At 69.1% G+C, this 19,819-nt stretch carries 16 protein-coding genes and 1 pseudogene; 5 read left to right on the top strand and 12 right to left on the bottom strand.

The window, feature by feature from the left end; translation table 11 throughout:
- Nucleotides 1-41 precede the first annotated feature (41 nt).
- From sqr to ACX1DX_RS03165, 3 genes are read left to right on the top strand one after another with little or no spacing between them, the layout of a single operon-like run.
- Nucleotides 42-1,328 (top strand): type III sulfide quinone reductase, selenoprotein subtype, encoded by a 1,287-nt coding sequence (sqr, locus tag ACX1DX_RS03175; protein ID WP_459397635.1) that lies wholly within the window; start codon nucleotides 42-44, stop codon nucleotides 1,326-1,328.
- Between the two features lie 11 nt (nucleotides 1,329-1,339).
- Complete coding sequence (locus ACX1DX_RS03170) at nucleotides 1,340-1,660, top strand: TusE/DsrC/DsvC family sulfur relay protein (RefSeq protein WP_459397634.1); 321 nt, start codon at nucleotides 1,340-1,342, stop codon at nucleotides 1,658-1,660.
- Between the two features lie 12 nt (nucleotides 1,661-1,672).
- Complete coding sequence (locus ACX1DX_RS03165; protein ID WP_182764665.1) at nucleotides 1,673-2,302, top strand: DsrE/DsrF/DrsH-like family protein; 630 nt, start codon at nucleotides 1,673-1,675, stop codon at nucleotides 2,300-2,302.
- Here ACX1DX_RS03165 and ACX1DX_RS03160 read toward each other — a convergent pair.
- The 6 genes from ACX1DX_RS03160 to prcB all read right to left on the bottom strand — a co-directional run bounded on the left by ACX1DX_RS03160 (nucleotide 2,284) and on the right by prcB (nucleotide 8,641).
- Complete coding sequence (locus ACX1DX_RS03160) at nucleotides 2,284-3,903, bottom strand: SulP family inorganic anion transporter (protein ID WP_459397633.1); 1,620 nt, start codon at nucleotides 3,901-3,903, stop codon at nucleotides 2,284-2,286. The genes ACX1DX_RS03165 and ACX1DX_RS03160 overlap by 19 nt on opposite strands.
- Before the next feature lie 204 nt (nucleotides 3,904-4,107).
- Nucleotides 4,108-5,439 carry a ribosome biogenesis GTPase Der gene (gene der / locus ACX1DX_RS03155; RefSeq protein ID WP_245243904.1) on the bottom strand — a complete coding sequence of 444 codons (1,332 nt, stop codon included), beginning with the start codon at nucleotides 5,437-5,439 and terminating at the stop codon, nucleotides 4,108-4,110.
- Nucleotides 5,440-5,483: 44 nt separating this feature from the next.
- Entirely contained in the window at nucleotides 5,484-6,140 is a 657-nt protein-coding gene (gene cmk, locus ACX1DX_RS03150; protein WP_459397632.1) for a (d)CMP kinase, read from the bottom strand.
- Nucleotides 6,140-7,213, bottom strand: coding sequence for a prephenate dehydrogenase (locus ACX1DX_RS03145; protein WP_459397631.1), 1,074 nt, complete (start codon nucleotides 7,211-7,213; stop codon nucleotides 6,140-6,142). The genes cmk and ACX1DX_RS03145 overlap by 1 nt, the downstream gene beginning before the upstream one ends.
- The gene (gene prcA, locus ACX1DX_RS03140; protein WP_459397630.1) at nucleotides 7,206-7,862 is read right to left on the bottom strand and encodes a proteasome subunit alpha; all 657 of its coding nucleotides are present in this window, start codon (nucleotides 7,860-7,862) and stop codon (nucleotides 7,206-7,208) included. Before prcA ends, ACX1DX_RS03145 begins: the two co-directional genes overlap by 8 nt.
- Complete coding sequence (gene prcB, locus ACX1DX_RS03135; protein WP_459397629.1) at nucleotides 7,859-8,641, bottom strand: proteasome subunit beta; 783 nt, start codon at nucleotides 8,639-8,641, stop codon at nucleotides 7,859-7,861. The genes prcA and prcB overlap by 4 nt, the downstream gene beginning before the upstream one ends.
- 21 nt (nucleotides 8,642-8,662) lie before the next feature.
- Here prcB and ACX1DX_RS03130 point away from each other — a divergent pair, with 21 nt between their 5' ends.
- Nucleotides 8,663-9,022, top strand: a complete 360-nt coding sequence (locus ACX1DX_RS03130) for a DUF3054 domain-containing protein (RefSeq protein WP_459397628.1) — start codon at nucleotides 8,663-8,665, stop codon at nucleotides 9,020-9,022.
- On the opposite strand, the pseudogene ACX1DX_RS03125 reads toward ACX1DX_RS03130, so the two are convergent.
- Both ACX1DX_RS03125 and metH read right to left on the bottom strand, forming a co-directional pair.
- Nucleotides 8,945-10,575: pseudogene (locus tag ACX1DX_RS03125) on the bottom strand (HAD-IA family hydrolase). The gene ACX1DX_RS03130 and the pseudogene ACX1DX_RS03125 sit on opposite strands and share 78 nt — an antisense overlap.
- A complete protein-coding gene (metH, locus tag ACX1DX_RS03120) occupies nucleotides 10,565-14,029 on the bottom strand; it encodes a methionine synthase (RefSeq protein ID WP_459398168.1) in 3,465 nt (1,154 codons plus the stop codon). Before metH ends, ACX1DX_RS03125 begins: the two are co-directional and overlap by 11 nt.
- A gap of 41 nt (nucleotides 14,030-14,070) precedes the next feature.
- On the opposite strand from metH, the gene ACX1DX_RS03115 reads away from it, so the two are divergent.
- A complete protein-coding gene (locus tag ACX1DX_RS03115) occupies nucleotides 14,071-14,922 on the top strand; it encodes a proteasome assembly chaperone family protein (RefSeq protein ID WP_459397627.1) in 852 nt (283 codons plus the stop codon).
- Nucleotides 14,923-14,956: 34 nt separating this feature from the next.
- Here the strand turns inward: ACX1DX_RS03115 and rpe are convergent, their stop codons facing one another.
- The 4 genes from rpe to ACX1DX_RS03095 are packed head-to-tail and all read right to left on the bottom strand — an operon-like array spanning nucleotide 14,957 to nucleotide 19,819.
- Entirely contained in the window at nucleotides 14,957-15,610 is a 654-nt protein-coding gene (gene rpe / locus ACX1DX_RS03110) for a ribulose-phosphate 3-epimerase (RefSeq protein ID WP_076058922.1), read from the bottom strand.
- Nucleotides 15,611-15,669: 59 nt separating this feature from the next.
- Nucleotides 15,670-16,980, bottom strand: coding sequence for an RsmB/NOP family class I SAM-dependent RNA methyltransferase (locus ACX1DX_RS03105; RefSeq protein WP_459397626.1), 1,311 nt, complete (start codon nucleotides 16,978-16,980; stop codon nucleotides 15,670-15,672).
- Nucleotides 16,977-17,888 carry a methionyl-tRNA formyltransferase gene (gene fmt / locus ACX1DX_RS03100; protein ID WP_459397625.1) on the bottom strand — a complete coding sequence of 304 codons (912 nt, stop codon included), beginning with the start codon at nucleotides 17,886-17,888 and terminating at the stop codon, nucleotides 16,977-16,979. The genes ACX1DX_RS03105 and fmt overlap by 4 nt, the downstream gene beginning before the upstream one ends.
- The gene (locus tag ACX1DX_RS03095) at nucleotides 17,885-19,819 is read right to left on the bottom strand and encodes a primosomal protein N' family DNA-binding protein (protein WP_459397624.1); all 1,935 of its coding nucleotides are present in this window, start codon (nucleotides 19,817-19,819) and stop codon (nucleotides 17,885-17,887) included. The genes fmt and ACX1DX_RS03095 overlap by 4 nt, the downstream gene beginning before the upstream one ends.

Raw genomic sequence — 19,819 nt, 5'->3', positions numbered from 1 at the left:
CGGGGTATATGATCTGGGTATTCCTACTTATGGAGATCTCAATGAAGAGACTGCTCATCCTCGGTGGGGGCACCGCAGGCACGATGGTGGCCAACAAGCTGCGCGCTGTCCATCCGCCAGAGGAGCTCGCCATCACGGTGATTGACCGTGACAACGACCACCACTACCAACCCGGCTACCTGTTCCTGCCTTTCGGCATCTACACCCCGGACAAGATCGTGGAGCCGCGCCGCCGGTACCTGCCACGCGACGTGGATCTCGTCTTGGGCGAAATCGACCGCATCGCCATCGACAGCCAGAGTGTGCTCCTCGCCGACGGTCGCGAACTGCCGTGGGACACCCTCGTCATCGCCACTGGCGTCCAGCCCAGGCCGGACCTCACGCCCGGGGCGGACAGCCCTGACGTCCACCACTTCTACGATCTGCCCGCCTCCATCGCCCTGCGCGACGCCATGCGGGACTTCAGGGGCGGCCGCCTCGTCATCCACCTCACCGACATGCCCATCAAGTGCCCCGTCGCCCCACTGGAGTTCACCTTCCTCGCCGACGGCTTCTTCCGGGACCGGAAGTCGCGACACAAGGTGGAGATCGTCTACGTGACCCCGCTCGACGGGGCGTTCACCAAACCGGTCGCCTCCCGGGAGCTCGGGTCGATGTTCGCCGACCGCGACATCGCGTTGGAGACAGATTTCGCCGTCGAAGGCGTCGACACCGACGCGAAGGAACTGGTCTCCTACGACGACCGGCGGATCCCCTACGACCTGCTGGTGTCCATCCCCCTCAACATGGGCCCCGAGTACATCTCGCGTTCAGGACTGGGGGACGAGCTCAACCTCGTGCCCTGCGACCAGCAGACCATGCGGGCGGATGCCCATCCGGACATCTTCGTGCTGGGCGACGGCGGCACCCTGCCGACATCGAAGGCCGGGTCGGTCGCGCATTTCTCGGTCGACGTGTTCATGGACAACTGGCCGCACTACCTGAAGGGCGAGCCCCTCCCCCACTCGTTCGACGGACACGCGAACTGCTTCATCGAGACCGGCCACGGCAAGGGCATGTTGCTGGACTTCAACTACGAGACGCAGCCCTACACCGGCACCTTCCCCCTCCCGGTGGTCGGGCCGATGCGGCTGCTCGGCGAGTCGCGCTCGAACCACCTGGCGAAGCTCGCGTTCAGATGGGTCTACTGGCAGCTGCTCCTGAAGGGCCGCCCGCTGCCGTTCACCACGGACATGCTGCTGCTCGGCAAGCGCCTCGAAGGCGACTCCTCCGGGCTCACCCTCACCCAATGGGCACGCAAAAAGCTGCCCCTCGGCACCCGGAACTGAAGGAGACTCCCGTGCCACGCACACGCATCGACGGCGGCCGCGTCATTGACGTCAACGACGAGGGCTTTCTCACCGACTACGAACAGTGGGACGACGACCTCGCCCGCACCCTGGCCGGGTACGCCGGCCTCGACGAACTCACCGACGAGCACTGGAAGGTGCTGCGCTTCGTCCGCAGCGACTACCCGGAGCGCAAGGAGACGGCGACGCTGCGCCGCACGTCCGTGGTGGGCGGCTTCGACATGAAGGAGTTGTTCCGTCTCTTCCCCGGCAAGCCGGCCAAGAAGATGTCCTATATCGCCGGGCTCCCCAAGCCCAAGGGCTGCGTCTAGAAAGGCCGTGGCATGACCGAGATCCTCGACCACCCCATCATCCCCGACTTCGGCCCGGCGACCGCCCGGCCCCCGTCGTCCAACGATTCGACGGAGGGTAAGGCACGTCTGAAGCCGTCGGACTTTGCAGCCGCCGCCGTCGTGTCCGAGCCCGCGGGCCAGCCGCGGAAGATGTGCTTCATCGCCTCCAAGGGCAACCTGGACATGGCCTACCCGGCACTCATCATGGCCAATGCAGCGTTGGGCGAAGGCATCGAGACCCACATCTTCTTCACGTTCTGGGGCTTCGACCTGGTGACCGAACGCACGATGGACAACCTGAAGTTCACCATGCTCGGCAACACCGCCATGCACCTGCCGATGGCGCCGTCGATGCCGGTGTGGTCCGGCATGGGCGCCATCCCCGGAATGACGCGGATGGCGACCAAGATGATGACCAAACAACTCGATGACCTGGAGATTCCAGGGGTGCGCGAGTTCCTCGACATCATCGTGGCGGCCGGAGGTCACCTGTGGGGCTGCAAACTCAGCTTCGACATGAACGGCCTGGTCATGTCCGACCTCTATGAAGGGGTGGAGGACGTGATCTCCGCCTCCGACTTCGTCGAACTCAGCGCTGGAGGTCAGATCATCTTCGTCTGAACCACGCCGGTGCGCAGTTCGTCGTCGATCCAGGTCAGCGCCTCGGACAGTTCCTTGACGTGATGGCGCTGCTGGGTGGCCCCCATCAGCACCGAGGTGCGTCGCTGGCTGTTGTTCATGCCCTGGATGACGTAGATGACGTGACGTCGGCGCAATCGCCGCAGCGCGGTGTCGAGCGCCACGGCGCCGGACGCGTCGAGGATGCGCATCTGGTGACAGCGGATGATCACCGCCGCGGTGTGGTCCCCCAGGTCGTTGACCTCGTCGATGAACCGCTGCGCGTTGCCGTAGAACAGCGCGCCATCGACCCGGAAGATGGCGACGGCATCGCGCAGGTGCTCCTGCTCCACGTTCCAGTCCACGACGCCCTCCATCGTGGTGGTGGGCAGGTTCTGCCGGGCCACCACGGAGTAGGTGGCCATGTGCCGCAGGCTCATCACGGCAGCCATCAGGAGCCCCAGCAGCACGGCGGCCACCAGGTCCAGCAGGACGGTGGCGGCGAAGGTGAGCAGGAACGTGTTGCGATCCGCCCTGGTGACGGTGAGCATCGTGCGGCCCAGGCGCAGGTTGATCATGCGCCCGGCGGTCACTAGGAGCACGCCGCCCAGCGCGGCCATCGGCACGGTCGCCACGATGGGCGCCAACAGCAACATGACGGCCAGCAGCATCACGGCGTGCGTCACCGACGACAGCCGGGTACGGGCCCCGGATCGGACGTTGACGGCGGTCCGGGCGATGGCGCCCGTTGCGGGCAGGCCACCGAAGAGCCCCGACGCGATGTTGGCCAGGCCCTGGCCCATCAGCTCGCGGTCCGGGTTCGTCGGAGAGAGATCCGGGCGCATCCCGTCGGCGACCCTGGCGGACAGCAGCGACTCGAGCGCGGCCAGCGCCGCGATGGCGAGCGCCGGCCCGGCCAGGTCCTGCAGCATCCCCAAGGTGAAGTCCGGCACGCGCGGTGAGGGCAGGCCGGTGGGCAGCGCCCCGATGGAGTCCACCGTGATGGGCAGCAGCACGACGGCGACCGTGGCGATGATGATCGAGATGAGCGCGAGTGGCCATTTCGGCACGTAACGCAGGCCCACCAGGTGCAGGGCGATGACCGCCACCGCCACCGCCAGAGGCTGCCAGGCGTGGCTCCAATCGGCCTGCTGGATGGTCTGCCAACCGGCGACCAGGGTGGATTCCGACGTGCCGCGTGGGGCGTCGAGGATGATCGGCAGCTGCTGAAGCGCGATGATCACGCCGATGCCCATCGTGAACCCCTCCACCACAGGGAAGGGGATGAACTCCACGGATCTGCCGACCGCAGTGATGGCCATGGCCACCACGATGATGCCACCCATGATGGCGAGCAGGGGGATCACGCCGAGGCCGTACTTGGCGATGACCGGAAGCAGTACTACGGTCATGGCGCCGGTGGGGCCGGAGACCTGCAGGTGGGAACCGCCGAACACGGCAGCGACGATGCCCGCGACGATGGCGGTGACGAGGCCGGCCGCGGCACCCGCCCCCGAGGCGACACCGAAGCCCAGAGCGAGCGGAAGAGCCACGACACCGACGGTGATGCCGGCCACCAGGTCCTTCAGCCAGGAGTGCTTCAACCCCCCATAGTCCGCTGGCCCCGGCCAGAGGTTCCTCAGGTTGATGAAGTGTTCGCCCGCCAGCACTCGGTAGCGGCGTATCTGTTCCCTCGGCGTCAGGCGCTGAGTTTCAATCCGGAAATCCCGGTTTCCCATGTGGTAATCGCCTCCAGAGCGAAGCGTACTCCCCCCACCCCCCGGATCCGATCTCGCCTCCGCTTGGCGTCAGACGCGGTCCTTGCGCTTCTCACGAGCGCGGATCTGCACCTGGACGGGCGATCCCTCGAAGCCGAAGTCCTCGCGGAGGCGACGCTCGATGTAGCGCACGTAGGTCTCGTCCATCTTGCCGCTGGTGAACAGGGCGAAGGTGGGCGGGCAGTTCTGCGCCTGCGTGCCGAACAGGATCCGCGGCTGCTTGCCGCTGCGCACGGGGTGCGGGTGGGCGGCGGAGAGCCGGCCGAGGAAGGCGTTGAGCTTGCCGGTGGAGATGCGCGACTCCCAGCCCGCGGCGGCCGTTTCGATGGCCTTGCCGAGCTTGTCGACGTTGCGGCCGGTCAGCGCTGAGATGTTCACAGTGGGTGCCCACTTCCACGCCTGCAGGTCGCGGTCCACCTCGCGCTCCAGGTAGTAGCGACGCTCCTCGTCGGTGAGGTCCCACTTGTTGAAGGCGATCACCAGGGCGCGGCCGGACTCCTCGATGTTGCTGAGGATGCGCAGGTCCTGGTCCGACACCGGCTCCGAGGCGTCGACCACCATGATGCACACCTCGGCGCGTTCGATGGCGGCCTGGGTGCGGAGCGAGGCGTAATACTCGTGGCCGGAGGCCTCCTTGACCCGCTTGCGGATGCCGGCGGTGTCGATGAGGCGGTACACCTGGCCGCTGATCTCGACGAGTTCGTCGACAGGGTCCACGGTGGTGCCGGACACGTCCGACACGACGACCCTCTTCTCCCCCGCCATCTTGTTCAGCAGCGAGGACTTGCCCACGTTCGGCTTGCCCACGATGGCGATGCGACGCGGGCCACCGATCTCGTCGTAGGTCTCGCGCGGGGCCTCGGGGATCGCGTCCAGCAGCGCATCGAGCATGTCGCCCGAGCCGCGGCCGTGCAGCGCCGACACCGGGAACGGCTCGCCCAGGCCAAGGTTCCACATGCTGGCGGCCATGACCTCATGACGCTGGTCGTCGACCTTGTTCGCTGCGAGCACCACGGGCTTCTGGGAACGGCGCAGCACGCGGACCACGGCCTCGTCCTCATCCGTGGTGCCGACGGTGGCGTCGACGACGAACAGCACCGCGTCGGCCAGCGAGATGGCCATCTCCGCCTGCTCCGCGATGGCGGCGGCCATCCCCGTCGCGTCGGAGATCCAGCCGCCGGTGTCGACGAGCACGAATTCTCGGCCGTTCCAGTTCGCGTCGTACGAGACGCGGTCGCGCGTGACGCCCGGCTGGTCCTGCACCACGGCTTCCCGGCGACCGAGGATACGGTTGACCAGCGTCGACTTACCGACGTTGGGTCGGCCGACAACGGCCACGATGGGCTTGACGGTCTCGGTCACGGGAGCCTCCTGAAGAGAGTGGGCAGCGCCCCAGCCTAGTCGAATCAGCTGGGCGGTGTGAGCGCGACGATTGCGTCGACCACTTCCGAGGGTGTCAGGAAGGTCGAATCGATGACCGTCACGCCCGCTGCGGCCTCCGTGAAGTTCGACACCGTGGAGTCGTCGCGGTCACGGCGGAGCACCTGGTCGGTCACCTCGGCTGCGGTGGCCCTGCCCTCCACCTCGGCGGCGCGCCTGGCGACCCGGGCGGAGGGATCCGCCACCAGCAGCACCCGAACGTCCGCGTCAGGCGCCACGACCGTGGTGATGTCGCGGCCCTCGACGACGATGCGCCGGTCGTGCAGGGCGATGACGGTGCGCATCAGTTCCGTGAGCAGCCGGCGCACCTCGAGGTTGGTGGCGACCGTCGAGACGGCGGCGGAGATCCGCGGCTCGCGGATCTCGTCGGTGACGTCGTGACCGTTGATGTGGAACGTCGGCGACTCCGGGGTGGTTCCGCACACCAGCGCGGCGTCGGCGACGAGCCGGGCCACCTCGTCGACGTCGGCCCCCTCGGGATAACGACGCAGGTACTCGGTGGTCGCCGCCCGGTACATGGCGCCGGTGTCGAGGTACCCCAGGCCCAGCCTTCGGGCCAGCAGTTTGGCGGTGGTGGACTTGCCGGAGCCACTGGGCCCGTCGATGGCGATCAGCAGGGACATCAGGCACTTCCTCGGTTGGATGACCACGCACCCCAGCCGCGCTCCAGCAGGGTGGCGCGGAGCTTCTCGGCCACCTCGCTCTCGACGGAGATCTGCAGGTAGCCGACCTCGCGGACCGGGTCGTGGGTGATTTCGAAATCCTCGACGTTGAAACCCAGCTCGCCGATATCGGTGAACAGGCGGCCCAGGGCGCGCGGTTCATCGGGGATCTCGACGGTGACCTTGAGCAGGTCGAGGGGGTTCTGGCCGTGCTTGCCGAGCAGTGAATGGGCGCCGGTGCGCCCAATGGCCAGGAAGCGCTCCAGATCTTCCGGGCGGTCCAGCACGCTGATGAGGTGCGCCAGGTCCGTGGCGACCTCCTCCAGTTCGTGGCGGACGGCGTCGGCGTTGGAGACGATGATCTGGCGCCACAGGGACGGGTCTGAACCGGCGATCCGGGTGACGTCGCGGATTCCCTGGCCCGCGAGGCGCAGGTTGTCGGTGGGCACCTCACGGAGGTGGCTCGCGGTGAGGATGCTCATCAGGTGCGGCACATGGCTGACCTGCGCCACGGCCTCGTCGTGCAGGTCGACCGGCATGGTGACCACGCGGGCCCCCACCTCCTGGGCGAGCTTCTCGATGCGGGCCACGTCCTCCGGCAGGTTCCCGTCCTGGGGGGTGACCACCCAGGTGCGGTCCTTGAAGAGGTCGGCCGATGCGGTGAGCGGCCCGGTGAACTGCGAGCCGGCCATGGGGTGCGAGCCGACGTAGCGGCGGTGCTCCGGCGCCAGCTTCACCACCGCCTCGAGGATGGGGGCCTTGACCGAGCCGACGTCGGTGATCACCGCGTGCGGGAACTTCTCGAGGGTCTCAGCGACGAGGCTGGGGATCACCTCCGGCGGGGTGGCGACCACCACGATGTCGGGGTTGTCGGTGGCCTCATCCGAGATGCGGCCGGCGCCTAGCCCCGCGGCCACCAGCGAATGGGCGGCGACGATGTCCCAGAGGATCACGTCGTAGCCGGCGCGCGTGAGGGCCAGCCCGAGCGAGGAGCCCACCAGGCCGGCGCCCAGGATCAGTACTGATTCAACCACGGGCCACCTCGTCCCGGCTGAGGCGGCGGAAGGTGCGGCGGCGGGCCGCGCCGCGCTCCAGCACAGCGACCTCGAGCTGGTCCGAGTGCAGCGCGTTGCCGGCCAGAGTGACGGCGTCGCCCAACGGTGCGTCGGGGGTGAAACCGGCCCGCACCACCTCGGCGACCCGTTCGGCATCACCGCCGATGACCGCGAGTTCCTGCTCGTCGGTGATCACGCCGTCGTAGCTGATCCGGTACAGCACGTCGCCGGTGGGCTCCTCCCCCAGCTCCGCGACGATCAGCTCCACCTCGTAGGGCTTCTCGCCGCCGGAGGCGAACGCGCCACCCAGCAGCTGCGAGTAGGCGCCGGCCAGGCTGCGGCCCGTCACGTCACGGCGGTCATAGGAGTAGCCCCGCAGATCCGCGTGCCGGATCCCGGCGATCCGCAGCGTCTCGAACTCGTTGTACCGGCCGACCGCTGCGAAACCGATACGGTCGTAGATCTCGGCGACCTTGTTCAGCGTCGTGGAGTGGTTCTCCGCCACCATCGCGATCCCACCGGCATAGCGCAGGACGACGACGGCGCGCCCCCGTGCGATGCCCTTGCGGGCGAACTCCGCCCTGTCCACCATCTGCTGCTCGGGACTGACATAGAACGGCAGGCTCACAGCGCGTACCCCCTCGGGCCGTCGGGACGCGCGGTGCGTGCCGCGACGATGGTGTGGGCGAGCTTCCGCACGCCCTCTTCGGACCACCGGGCGACACCGGCGGCCGAGGCCCGCAGCACGAGCGGGAAGATGCCGCGCGTGAGGTCGAGGCCGGAGGTGGCGGAGTCGTCGTCGGCCGCGTCGTACAGCGACTGCAGCAGCGCCGCGACGGCCGAATGCTCGTCGGCGTCCGGGTCGTGCAGCTTCTTCAACGCCCCGCGGGCGAAGGCGGCGCCTGATCCGACGGAGCAGTACTGGTGCTCCTCGTAGCGGCCCCCGGTGGCGTCGTAGGAGAACATCCGGCCACGCAGCGCGCGCTCGTCCCAGCCGACGAACAGCGGCAGCACCACCATGCCCTGCATCGCCTGGGGCAGGTTGGCCCGCAGCATGGAGCTGAGCCGGTTCGCCTTGCCGTCGAAACTCAGTTGCGTGCCTTCGACCTTCTCGAAGTGCTCCAACTCCACCTGGAACAACCGCACCAGTTGGACGGCCAGCCCGGCCACGCCCGCCACCCCGATGATCGACAGGTCATCGGCCCCGAAGACCTTCTCGATGTCTCGCATGGCGATGGCGGTGCCCATGGTGGCGCGCCTGTCGCCCGCCATCACCACGCCGTCGCGGTAGCGGGCCGCCACGATCGTGGTGCCGTGCACGGCCGGCATGGTGGCACCACCGGCGGCGGGGAGGGTCTCCGGCGCCACCTGCCTCAGGTACTCCATGAAGGAGGGGCTGTCCATCATCACCCTTCTATAGTGGCTGGCATGAAGCGAGTCGTGCCAATCATTGTCGATCTGGTCTGCGTACTGGTCTTCGCCGTGATCGGGCGGGCATCCCACGGCTTGGAACTGCTGGGCGTCCTCGCCACGGCCTGGCCGTTCCTGCTGGCCTGCCTCATCGCCTGGGTTGCGGTGGCGATGACCACGTTGCCCTTCGCCGGCTGGCGGGAGGGGCTCATCGTGTGGAGCGTGACGCTCGTCGTGGGAATGGTACTGCGCGTCGTTGCCGGCGACACAGCGGCCTGGGCGTTCGTCGTGGTTGCCGCGCTATTCCTGGCCGTCACCCTCATGGGTTGGCGCTTCGTCTGGAGACTGAGCCGGCACCGGAGCGGGCGCACCGCCTAGGTCTGGAGGGATGTTCGCGGGCCGGGGGCCCGTGTAGTCGGGGCCGTACGCGCCGGGGGCCGGCCGACGGCTGCGCATGGGGGCCTGCTGGCCGGGGGCCAGCCGTCGGGAGATCGCGAGGAAACCTGTGTGGCTCGACGTTCCGTGCCCTGGCCGGATGGCCAGACCCTCGGCGTGCCAGTCACGCACGGTCGTCTCGGTCAGCTGCGGCTCCGTGAAGCCGCCGTGGGCGCGCAGGGTGTCGGCCACGCGACCCAGCTGGGTGGCGGTGGCCACGTAACACACCAGCACACCGCCGGGGACGAGACGCTCGCCCACGGCCTCGATGCACTCCCAGGGGGCGAGCATGTCGAGGATGGCCCGGTCGATCTCGTCGTCCGTGATGGCCTCGACGAGGTCTCCGACGGTCACCCGCCAGCCGGGGTGCTCCCCGCCGATGAAGTTGCGCACGTTGTTCTGGGCGACGTCGGCGAACTGCTCACGTCGCTCGTAGGAGTGCAGGGTGCCCTCGGGGCCGATGGCCCGCAGCAGCGCCAGCGACAATGCGCCGGAACCGACACCGGCCTCCAGGACCCGCGCGCCTGGGAACATGTCGCCCCACATCACGATCTGGGCGGCTTCCTTGGGGTAGATCACCGCGGCGTCGCGCGGCATGGCCACCATGTAGTCGTGCAGCAAGGGCCGCAGCGCCAGATACTGCATGCCGCCGGCCGACTTCACCACCACGCCCTCGGGCCCGCCGATCAGCTCGTCGTGGTGCACGGCGCCCTTGGTGGTGTGCCACGTGGCCCCCTCCTTGAGGAGGATCGACTTGCGGCGGCCCTTGCTGTCGGTGAGCGTCACGCGCTCGCCGGGCTGCAGGGGCCCTCTGTGCACTCCCGACAGGTTCATGCCAGTTCCTTCCGTGCCCGCCACACGTCCACGAGCGTCTCCCAGGTGATGCCGTCGAGCCCTTCGCCGATGTGCATGCGACGGTGCTGCTCGAGCGGCACAGAAGGCACAGCGTAGACGACGGCGCCCGAGGCGAGCCCGGACAGGGTGCCCGGCACGGAATCCTCGAGGATCACGACGTCCTTCGGGGAGACGCCCAGGCGCTCCATGGCAAGGAGGTATCCCTCCGGGTGCGGCTTGGTCTTCTTCACGTCGTCGGAGGTGACGATGAACGAGACATGCTGGGGCAACCGGTCTCGGGCAGCGTCCAGAACGGACCCGCTGCTGGCGGTGACGATCGCGCAGGGCACGCCCAACGCCGCCAACTCCACGAGGAGTTCGCGCGAGCCGGGCAGGTACGGGAGGTCGCGCTGACGGAGGTGGTCGGCCACCCGCTGCAGGAGCGTCTCCAGTAGGCCGTCGATGTCGTCTGAGCCGATGGCTTCGGCGATCATCGCGGCGGAGAGCCGCGCGTCCTGGCCGGTCATCGACTCCCACTGCTCGGTGGTGAACGTCACCCCGTGCTCGGCGAGCATCTGGCGCTCGATCTCCTGCCACACGGGCTCGGTGTTGACCAGCGTCCCGTCGAAGTCCCAGAGGACGGCCTTCGGCTCAGCCTGCATTGAAGTACTTCGCTTCCGGGTGGTGCACGACGATGGCATCGGTCGACTGCTCAGGGTGCAACTGCAGTTCCTCGCTCAGCTCGACGCCGATCCGCTCCGGCTTCAGCAGCGCCACGAGCTTGGCGCGGTCCTCCAGATCCGGGCAGGCCGGGTAGCCGAAGGAGTACCGCGAGCCGCGGTAGCCCTGCTTGCGGATGGCCTCCTCGATGTCTGAGGTGGCGCCGAAGCCCAGGTCCTGGCGGATCCGGTCGTGCCAGTGCTCGGCGAGGGCCTCCGTCAGCTGGACGGACAGGCCGTGGAGCTCCATGTACTCGCGGTAGGAGTTGGCCTCGAACAGCTTGGCGGTGCCCTTGGCGACCTCGGCGCCCATCGTGACCAGCTGCATGGCCAGCACGTCGGGGCCGCGCTCAGCGGCCTCGTCGGCGTCGCGGAAGTAGTCCGCCAGGCACAGGCGGCGGTCACGGCGCTGCCGCGGGAACGTGAACCGGGTCACCTCCTTCTGCGGGTCCTCCGGGCTGCCGACGACGAGCGACTCGCCCTCGGAGTACACGGGGAAGTAGCCGTAGACGACGCCGAAGTTGGCGAGGTTCTCCGTCTTGATCCGGTCCATCCACCCGCGCAGGCGCGGCATGGCCTCGGTCTCGACGATCTCCTCGAAGGACGGGCCTCCCCTGCTGCCCTTCAGGCCCCACTGGCCCATGAACGTGGCGCGGTGGTCGAGCCATGCGGCGACCTCGGCCAGCGCGATGCCCTTGACCACGCGCGTGCCCCAGAACGGCGGGGTGGGCACGTCGACGTCGCGGGCGACGTCGGAGCGGGTGCCCGGCTCGATCGGCACCTCCTCCACCTCCACCTTGGCATAGCGACGCTTCTTGGGCTCGGGCAGCTTCGCGCCCGGCACCCCCTGCTTCACGGCCATCACCGCGTCCATCAGCGCGAGACCCTCGAACGCGTCCTTCGCGTAGCGCACCTGGCCCTCGAAGATGTCGCCCAGGTCGTGCTCGACGAAGGTACGGGTGAGTGCGGCGCCGCCGAGCAGCACCGGGTACTTCTCGGCGAGGCCCAGCCGGTTGAGCTCTCCCAGGTTGTCCTTCATCACGAGCGTCGACTTCACGAGGAGCCCGGACATGCCGATGGCGTCGGCGCTGTGCTGCTCGGCTGCGTCGATGATGGCCTGGATGGGCTGCTTGATGCCGATGTTGATGACGGTGTAGCCGTTGTTGCTGACGATGATGTCGACGAGGTTCTTACCGATGTCGTGTACGTCGCCACGGACGGTGGCCAGCACGAGGGTGCCCTTGCCGGTGTCGCTCTCCGACTTCTCCATGTGCGGCTCGAGGTGGGCCACGGCCAGCTTCATGGTCTCGGCGGACTGGAGCACGAACGGCAGCTGCATCTGGCCGGAGCCGAACAGTTCGCCCACGGTCTTCATGCCGGCGAGCAGGTCCTGGTTGATGATGTCGAGGGCCGGCTTGTCTCTGAGGGCCTCGTCGAGGTCTGCGGTGAGCCCCTTGGCCTCGCCGTCGATGATGCGGCGCTGGAGGCGCTCCTCGAGCGGCAGCGCAGCCAGTTCCGCGGCACGGGAGGCGCGTGCGGAGGCCGCGGTGACACCCTCGAACAGGTCGAGGTACTTCGAGAGCGGATCGTAGCCCTCGGAGCGGCGGTCGTAGACCATGTCGAGCGCAACCTGGCGCTGTTCCTCCGGGATGCGGTCCATCGGGAGGATCTTTGCGCTGTGCACGATGGCTGAGTCGAGGCCTGCCTGCACGCACTCGTGCAGGAACACGGAGTTCAGCACGATGCGGGCAGCCGGGTTCAGGCCGAACGAGACGTTCGACACGCCCAGCGTGGTGCGCACGCCCGGGTACAGGCGCTTGAGCTCACGGATGGCCTCGATGGTCTCGATCGCGTCGCGGCGCGTCTCCTCCTGACCGGTGGCGATGGGGAACGTCAGGCAGTCGACGAGGATGTCGCCCACGTCCATGCCCCAGTTCTTCGTGAGGTCCTCGATGAGGCGCGACGCGACGCGCACCTTCCATTCGGCGGTGCGCGCCTGGCCCTCCTCGTCGATGGTCAGGGCCACGACGGCGGTGCCATGCTCCTTCACCAGCGGCATGATCCGGCCGAAGCGCGACGTGGGGCCGTCACCGTCCTCGTAGTTGACCGAGTTGATGATCACGCGGCCCGCCAGGTGCTCCAGGCCCGCGAGCAGGACCTCCGGCTCCGTGGAGTCGAGCACGATCGGGAGCGTGACCGCAGTGGAGAGGCGGGAGGCGAGTTGCTTCATGTCGGCCACGCCGTCGCGGCCGACGTAGTCGATGCAGAGATCGAGCACGTGCGCCCCGTCGCGGGCCTGGGACTTGGCGATCTCGACGCACTCGTCCCAGTTCTCCGCCAGCATCGCGTCACGGAAGGCCTTGGACCCGTTGGCGTTGGTGCGCTCGCCGATGTTGAGGTAGCTGGCGTCCTGTTCGAACGGCACCTCGATGTAGAGCGAGCTGGCCGAGTTCTGCGGCTGGGGGTCGCGCGGGGCGACCTCACGGCCGCTGTAGCGCTCAGCGAGGAGACGGATGTGCTCAGGCGTGGTGCCGCAGCAACCGCCGATGACCGCAAGCCCGAACTCGTCCAGGTAGGTGCCCAGGGCGTCGGCGAGGCCATCGGGGCCCAGCGGGTAGCGGGCACCGTCGGCCGTCAGTTCCGGGAGACCGGCGTTGGGCATGGTGCCGACGGCGATCTTGGCGTTGCGGGCGAGGTGACGCAGGTGCTCGCTCATCTCGGCGGGACCGGTGGCGCAGTTGAGGCCGATGCAGTCCACTCCCAGCGCCTCCAGCGCCGTGAGCGCGGCGCCGATCTCGGAGCCCAGCAGCATGGTGCCGGTGGTCTCGACGGTGACGTTGACGAGGATGGGCAGGTCGACGCCCGCCTCCGCCGCGGCCCGCTGCGAGCCGATGATGGCGGCCTTGGCCTGGAGGAGGTCCTGGCAGGTCTCGATCTGCACCGCGTCGATGCCGCCGCGGATCATGGCGGCCACCTGACGCTGGTAGGCGTCGCGGATGGCGGCGAACTGGACGTGCCCGAGCGTGGGCAGCTTGGTGCCGGGGCCCATGGAGCCCAGGACGAAGCGGGGCTTGTCGGCGAACTCGTCTGCCACGCCGCGGGCGATCCGCGCGGAGGCCTCAGCAAGTTCGTCGAGGCGCTCGACGATGTCGTACTCAGCAAGCGCAGCCAGGTTGGTGCCGAAGGAGTTGGTCTCGACGGCGTCTGCGCCGGCCTCGAAGTAGGCGCGGTGGACGGAGGCCACGATGTCGGGCCTGGTCACGTTGAGGATCTCGTTGCAGCCCTCGAGCCCCTGGAAGTCGTCGTCGACACTGAGGTCGCCGAACGACTGCAGCATGGTGCCCATCGCCCCATCGGCAACAAGCACACGACGATTCAACAGGTCTCTCAGATTAATAGCCACCGGGCAAGGCTAGCCGCACCCGGTAGGCTGGACGAATGCAGTTCGCGCCTTTGGACGGTCTCCGAGACCCCGCAGTGGTGATCGGGTTCTCCGGTTGGAACGACGCCGGCAATGCGGCCAGCGATCTGCTGGCCCATCTGATGGACTCCTATCCCGGCACTGACGCGGGCATCATCGACGACGAGCGCTACTGGGATTACCAGCAGACGCGGCCCATGCTGCACCGCACCGCGGACGGCGCCTGGGTGGAGTGGCCTGCGCTCCGGTTGCGCGCCGTGCATCACCCGGACCGCGACATCATCGTCGTCCTGGGCCCGGAACCGAACCTCCTGTGGCGGCAGTTCTCCATGGACCTGGTGGACCGGATCAAGAAGATCGACCCGGAGATCGTCGTCTTCCTCGGCGCCATGCTGAGCGACACGCCGCACACGCGTCCGCTTCCCGTGGGGGTCTACACCAGTGATCCCGCGGTTGAGCGGAAGTACAACATGGACGCCAACGACTACACCGGACCAACGGGCATGATCGGCGTGGCCGGGCAGTTGATGTTGCACGAGCGGATCCCAGCGGCTTCGCTGTGGGTGTCCGTCCCGCACTACGTGTCGTCGCCGCCCAACCCGAAGGCGCAGGACGCGTTGCTCACGGAGCTGGAGGGGATCCTGCACGTCAAGATCCAGCACGCGGAACTCCCCGCCGAGGCGGATAAGTGGACGCTGGCGGTGGACCAGTTGAGCGCGCAGGACCCGGACATCGCTGAGTACATCGGCCAGCTCGAGGAGGCCCGCGACACCGAAGAGGTGGAGGGCGCCACGGGCGACACGATCGCGGCGGAGTTGGAGAAGTTCCTGCGCCGCCGTCAGGGCGACGACCAGCCGAACGGCAACTGACCCCAGGCGCTGAGGATCCTGCGGATTTCAGTGCCTAGTGCTGGCAGGCCCCCGCGGCGAGGTTGCGCAGCTGGTTGACCATCGCGTCGGGGTCGGCCGCGTTGTAGACCGCGGAGCCCGCCACGAAGGTGTCGGCGCCGGCCTCCGCGCAGCGCTCGATCGTCTCCACGCTCACGCCGCCGTCGACCTGGATCCAGATGGGCCGGTCCCCCAGCAGCTCGCGGGTGCGACGCACCTTCGGCAACACCAGGTCCAGGAACTTCTGGCCGCCGAAGCCCGGCTCGACGGTCATCAGGAGCACCATGTCGACCTCGTCGAGCATGTCCGCGTACGAGTCGATGGGGGTGGCTGGCTTCAGGCCGATGGAGGCGCGGGAACCCAGCCGGCGCAGCTCGCGGGCCAGCCGGATGGGTGCGTGGGCGGCCTCCACGTGGAAGGTCACTGACTCGGCTCCCGCCTCGGCGTAGGCGGGTGCCCAACGGTCCGGGTCCTGGATCATCAGGTGGATGTCGAGCATCTTGTCCGTGGTCCTGCGGATGGACTCCACCACGGGCAACCCGATGCTCAGGTTCGGCACGAAATGGTTGTCCATGACGTCGACATGGATGGCGTCGGCGCTGCCGATCCGCCCGATCTCCGTGGCGAGGTTGGCAAAATCGGCGTTGAGAATGCTCGGGGTGATACGCATGACAGCACCCTATCGAGTGGCGGAAGAGTGATCTCGGCGGGAGGTCGGCAGCGGACCGGTCAGGAACCCACGCGCAGCAGCGCGAGGTACATCGCGTCTGTGCCATGGCGCTGAGGCCACAACTGCACATCGTCTCCCAGCGCGCTCTCAGGCACGTCGGGCAGCGCGTCCGCAGCGTGCAGCCGGGCGACCTCGGGGTGCTCAGCAAGCACGTCGTCGACGACCTCGACCGTCTCCGCGCGGTGGGGCGAGCACGTCACGTAGGCCACCACTCCCCCGGGCACCGTCGACGCGATGGCCTGACGGAGCAGGTCGCGCTGCAGGCCGCCCAGCGACGTGACGTCCTCCGGACGCCGGCGCCACCGCGACTCCGGGCGACGACGCAACGCGCCCAATCCGCTGCACGGCACGTCCACCATGACCTTCGAGAACTGGCGACCCCAGGCCGGGCGGGTGCCGTCAGCCGTGATCGCCACTGCGCCGTCCGGGTAGGCGGACAGGGCCTGCTGCACCAGCCGAGCACGGTGCTCCTGCGACTCCGATGCGACCAACCAGGTGCCCTCCTCGCGCGCCAGGCCGGTCAGCAGGGCCGCCTTGCCGCCCGGGCCGGCGCACATGTCCAGCCACGGGCCGGCCGGCGCCTCCGTGCGGGCCAGCGCCCACGCAACGAGCTGGGAACCCTCGTCCTGCACGCCGACGCGGCCCTCGCGCACCGCCGCCTGCTCGGCCGGGGCGCCGTCGGTGGTGGCGCCGAAGGGCGAGAACCGGGTGGGGGTGGCACCGGACAGGTCGGCGATGGTGGCCAGGCCCGGGCGCACGACGAGGGTGGGATGCGGCGGCTCGTTGTTCGCTGCGAGCGCACGCGGCAGCTCATCCGGAGTGAGCAGATCCGCGTAGGCGTCGACGATCCAGCGCGGATGGTGGCCACGGATGGCGAGTTCGTCCAGCGGACCGGCTTTCTTGGACAGCTGGTCGAGCCACCCGTCCAGGTCCTTGGCCGAGATCTTGCGCATGATGGCATTCACGAGCCCCGTGACCCGCTGGCCGACGGTGGCGCGGGCCAGGTCGACCGTCGAGGTGACCGCCGCGTACTTCTTCATCTTCATGCCCAGCAACTGGTGGGCGCCGAGCCGCAGCACGTCGACGACGGCGGGCTGGAGCGTGTTCAGCGCCCGCCCTGCGGCGGCCTCGATGACGCGGTCGTAGGTGCCCATCGAGCGGCACGTGCCCGAGACGAGTTCCGTGACGAGACCGGCGTCGCGGGTCTCCAGCCCGGCCGTGGCCAGGCGCTTGGTGAGCGCCAGGTTGGCGTAGGCGTCCTCGCCGGTGATCTGCCGCAGCACGTCGAATGCCACCTTGCGGGGGTTCATGTCAGAGCCTTCCCTGCCACGCCGGAGCGGGCCCAGTCGATGGCGGGCATCCGTCGTTTCCCGGGGGCCTGCACCTCGAGGAGTTCGAGCGTGCCCTCCCCGGTGCCGACGAAGACCTGCCGCTTGGTTGCGTCGAGTTCGCCCGACGCCAGGCCATGGTCATCGGCGACCGACGCCCGGTAGATCTTGAACCGCTGCCCGTCGAGTTCGCTCCAGGCTCCCGGGTCCGGCGAGCACCCCATGATGAGGTTCCTCAGTTCCTTCGCGGGCCGCGCCCAGACGATGCGGGCCTCGTCGACGGTGATCTTGGCCGCGACGGTGAGCCCCTCGGCGGGCTGCGGCGTGGGCCGCTCGCCTGCCGCCACCATGTCGATGGCCCGGACAAGCTGGTCCGCGCCGCTCTCCGCGAGCGCCGCCAGCAGCTCACCCGCGGTGGCGTCGGGCATGGGACGCGATTCCATCAGGTACACGTCGCCCGCATCCAGTTCCCGCACGATCTGGAAGCAGGCGGTGCCGATCTCCTCGTCGCCAGCCATGATCGCGCGCTGGACCGGCGCCGCCCCGCGCCACCTGGGCAACAGGGAGAAGTGCAGGTTGACCCAGCCGTGGGCCGGGATGTCGAGCGCCGACTGCGGCAGGAGCGCGCCGTAGGCGACCACCGGGCACACGTCGACGGCGAGTTCGCGCAGGCGGGCCTGGAAATCCGCATCGCGGGGATGCGCGGGCTTCTGCACCTCGATCCCCAGTTCCTCCGCCCGCACGGCCACCGGCGACGGCGTCAGTTTGCGGCCACGGCCGGCGGGCGCATCCGGCCGGGTGACCACCGCCACCACCTCATGCTGCGACGCCACCAGGGCGTCGAGCGAGGGAACGGCGACCTCGGGGGTGCCGGCGAACACGAGCCTCATCTGTCCTCCAGGGATTCGGGATCGACGTGAATACTGAGCTGGCCCTTTTCCTTGCGGGCGGAGCGGATGGCGGCGGCGCTCTTGACCCGCCGCGTCAGTTCGCGGGCGTCCTGGACAGGGGTGCGCAGCAGCGCAGCCCAGCGGTCAGGGCCCACCTCTGTGGGGCCGAGGATATCCACACCGGCCCAATCGTCGTTGTCGAGGAACTCACGCACCGCATCCGCGTCGCCCACGATCCGCGCCATCTTGACGGCCGGGGTCAGCCCGGCCTCGGCCCTGTCGGCGAGCTCCCTGGTGGCGAACCCGGCGAGATCGGCCCGCAGCATGGCCTGCACCGTGGGATGGGTCGCTGAGCCGACCAGCAGGACGGAACCCCCGTCGAGGGGACGGCGCGCCAGCGCCGCGGCGTTGGACCACCGGCGCAGGGCCTCCTCCGCAGCCCGGAGGCTGATCCGGGACAGCGTGACCTCGGTGTCGAGGATCAGCACGCCCGCATAGCCCGACGGGGCGCTGGGCTCGGCGCCGGGCGTGGCAACCACGATGGCGGGTTCGTCGGGGATCTCGTCGCGGATGTTCTTGGCCGAGCTGTTGACGGCGAGGGCCCCGGGGAAGGCGCGCGCCAACTCCTCCGCGGTGCGCGCGGCACCGGCCAGCGGCGTGCGGAGGCGCGACGTGTGGCAGTGCGGGCACGTCCACCGCGTGGGCTTGAATCCACACAGCGAGCATTCGGGCTCATCCCGGCGACGGGCCCGCATGGGGCCGCTGCACTTCGCGCACACGGCACGGTTGCCGCACCGCTGGCACGCGAGGGACGCCGAGTGGCCGGTCATCGGCACCTGCACGAGCACGGGGCCCTGCGGCAGGTGGTCGCGGAGGAAGCGGAAGGCAAACGAAGGGATGCGTAGGCGCGCCGCGGTGGGATCGTGCTCGCGCTCGACCTCCCCGACGGCCCGCACCGGCGCGACGATCCGCCGGGCCTCGGTGGGGGTGAGGCTGAGTTCGGCCAGCCAGCCGCGCTCGACGAGCGCCTGCGCGTCCACGCTGCGCGAGTACCCCGCCAGCATGAGGGCCGCGTTCTGGCGCGCCGACCGCAGGATGGCCACCGCGCGGGCATGGGGGTACGGGGCGCGGAGTTCCTCATGGGCGTCATGGCCGTCGTCGACGACCACCACCAGGCCCAGATCCTGCAGCGGCGCGAAGACGGCGCTGCGAGTGCCCAGCATGATGCGAGCCTGCCCACGCGCGGCGGCGAGATAGGCGCGGTACCGGGCCGAGCGGCCGGCCTCCGAGGCCAGCGCGCCCACGGCACCGTGCCCGAACACGGCCCGGAACCGGGCCACGGCAGGGGTGAGCTCGCGCACCGTGGGGAAGACGACGACGGCGGAGCGGCCGGAACGCAGCGTGGCGTCCACGGCCTCGATCAGCCCGCCGAGCAGGTCGCCCGCTCCCCCATGCACAGCGGCCGCCTGCCACACCAGGCGGGGCGAGCGGCCCTCCCCCAGCGCGTCGAGCAACGACTGACCGGCAGGGTACGACGGCAGCACCGAGGCCTGCGCCAGGGGTTTGGGGTCCGGCCATTCGCGTTGTGGGGCCTTCTCTGTGGCAGCGTGCCGGGGCGCAATGGCCAGCCGGGCGACATCAGACCAGACCCCCGCGTAGTGGTCTGCCACTCCCCGGATCAGTTCGTACACCTCAGGGGTGGCGATGGGTTCCGAGGAGACGACCTTGCTGAGGCGCGCGAGCGAGGCGACCTCAGAGGTGTCGGCGATCTCGATGAGCCACCCGTCGCGCTGGGTTCCGGCGAACGGCACCTTCACCCGGGCGCCGACGGTGGCCACCTCGACCAGTCGGTCTGGAATCTCGTAATCGAACAGCCGGTCCAGGTGGGCCAGCGCCATGTCGACGGCGACCCGCGCCACCCGGCCCGTCAC

This window comes from Tessaracoccus zhenghani, from assembly GCF_054552775.1.
This window is presented reverse-complemented; position numbering and strand designations above follow the sequence as displayed.

Bases quoted from the DNA above. Each gene is read 5' to 3' on its own strand.
- cmk (WP_459397632.1), bottom strand. From the start codon at position 6,140: ATGTCCCTGCTGATCGCCATCGACGGGCCCAGTGGCTCCGGCAAGTCC.
- ACX1DX_RS03115 (WP_459397627.1), top strand. From the start codon at position 14,071: ATGCAGTTCGCGCCTTTGGACGGTCTCCGAGACCCCGCAGTGGTGATC.
- ACX1DX_RS03105 (WP_459397626.1), bottom strand. From the start codon at position 16,980: ATGAACCCCCGCAAGGTGGCATTCGACGTGCTGCGGCAGATCACCGGC.
- ACX1DX_RS03130 (WP_459397628.1), top strand. From the start codon at position 8,663: ATGAAGCGAGTCGTGCCAATCATTGTCGATCTGGTCTGCGTACTGGTC.
- fmt (WP_459397625.1), bottom strand. From the start codon at position 17,888: ATGAGGCTCGTGTTCGCCGGCACCCCCGAGGTCGCCGTTCCCTCGCTC.
- rpe (WP_076058922.1), bottom strand. From the start codon at position 15,610: ATGCGTATCACCCCGAGCATTCTCAACGCCGATTTTGCCAACCTCGCC.
- prcB (WP_459397629.1), bottom strand. From the start codon at position 8,641: ATGATGGACAGCCCCTCCTTCATGGAGTACCTGAGGCAGGTGGCGCCG.
- ACX1DX_RS03165 (WP_182764665.1), top strand. From the start codon at position 1,673: ATGACCGAGATCCTCGACCACCCCATCATCCCCGACTTCGGCCCGGCG.
- sqr (WP_459397635.1), top strand. From the start codon at position 42: ATGAAGAGACTGCTCATCCTCGGTGGGGGCACCGCAGGCACGATGGTG.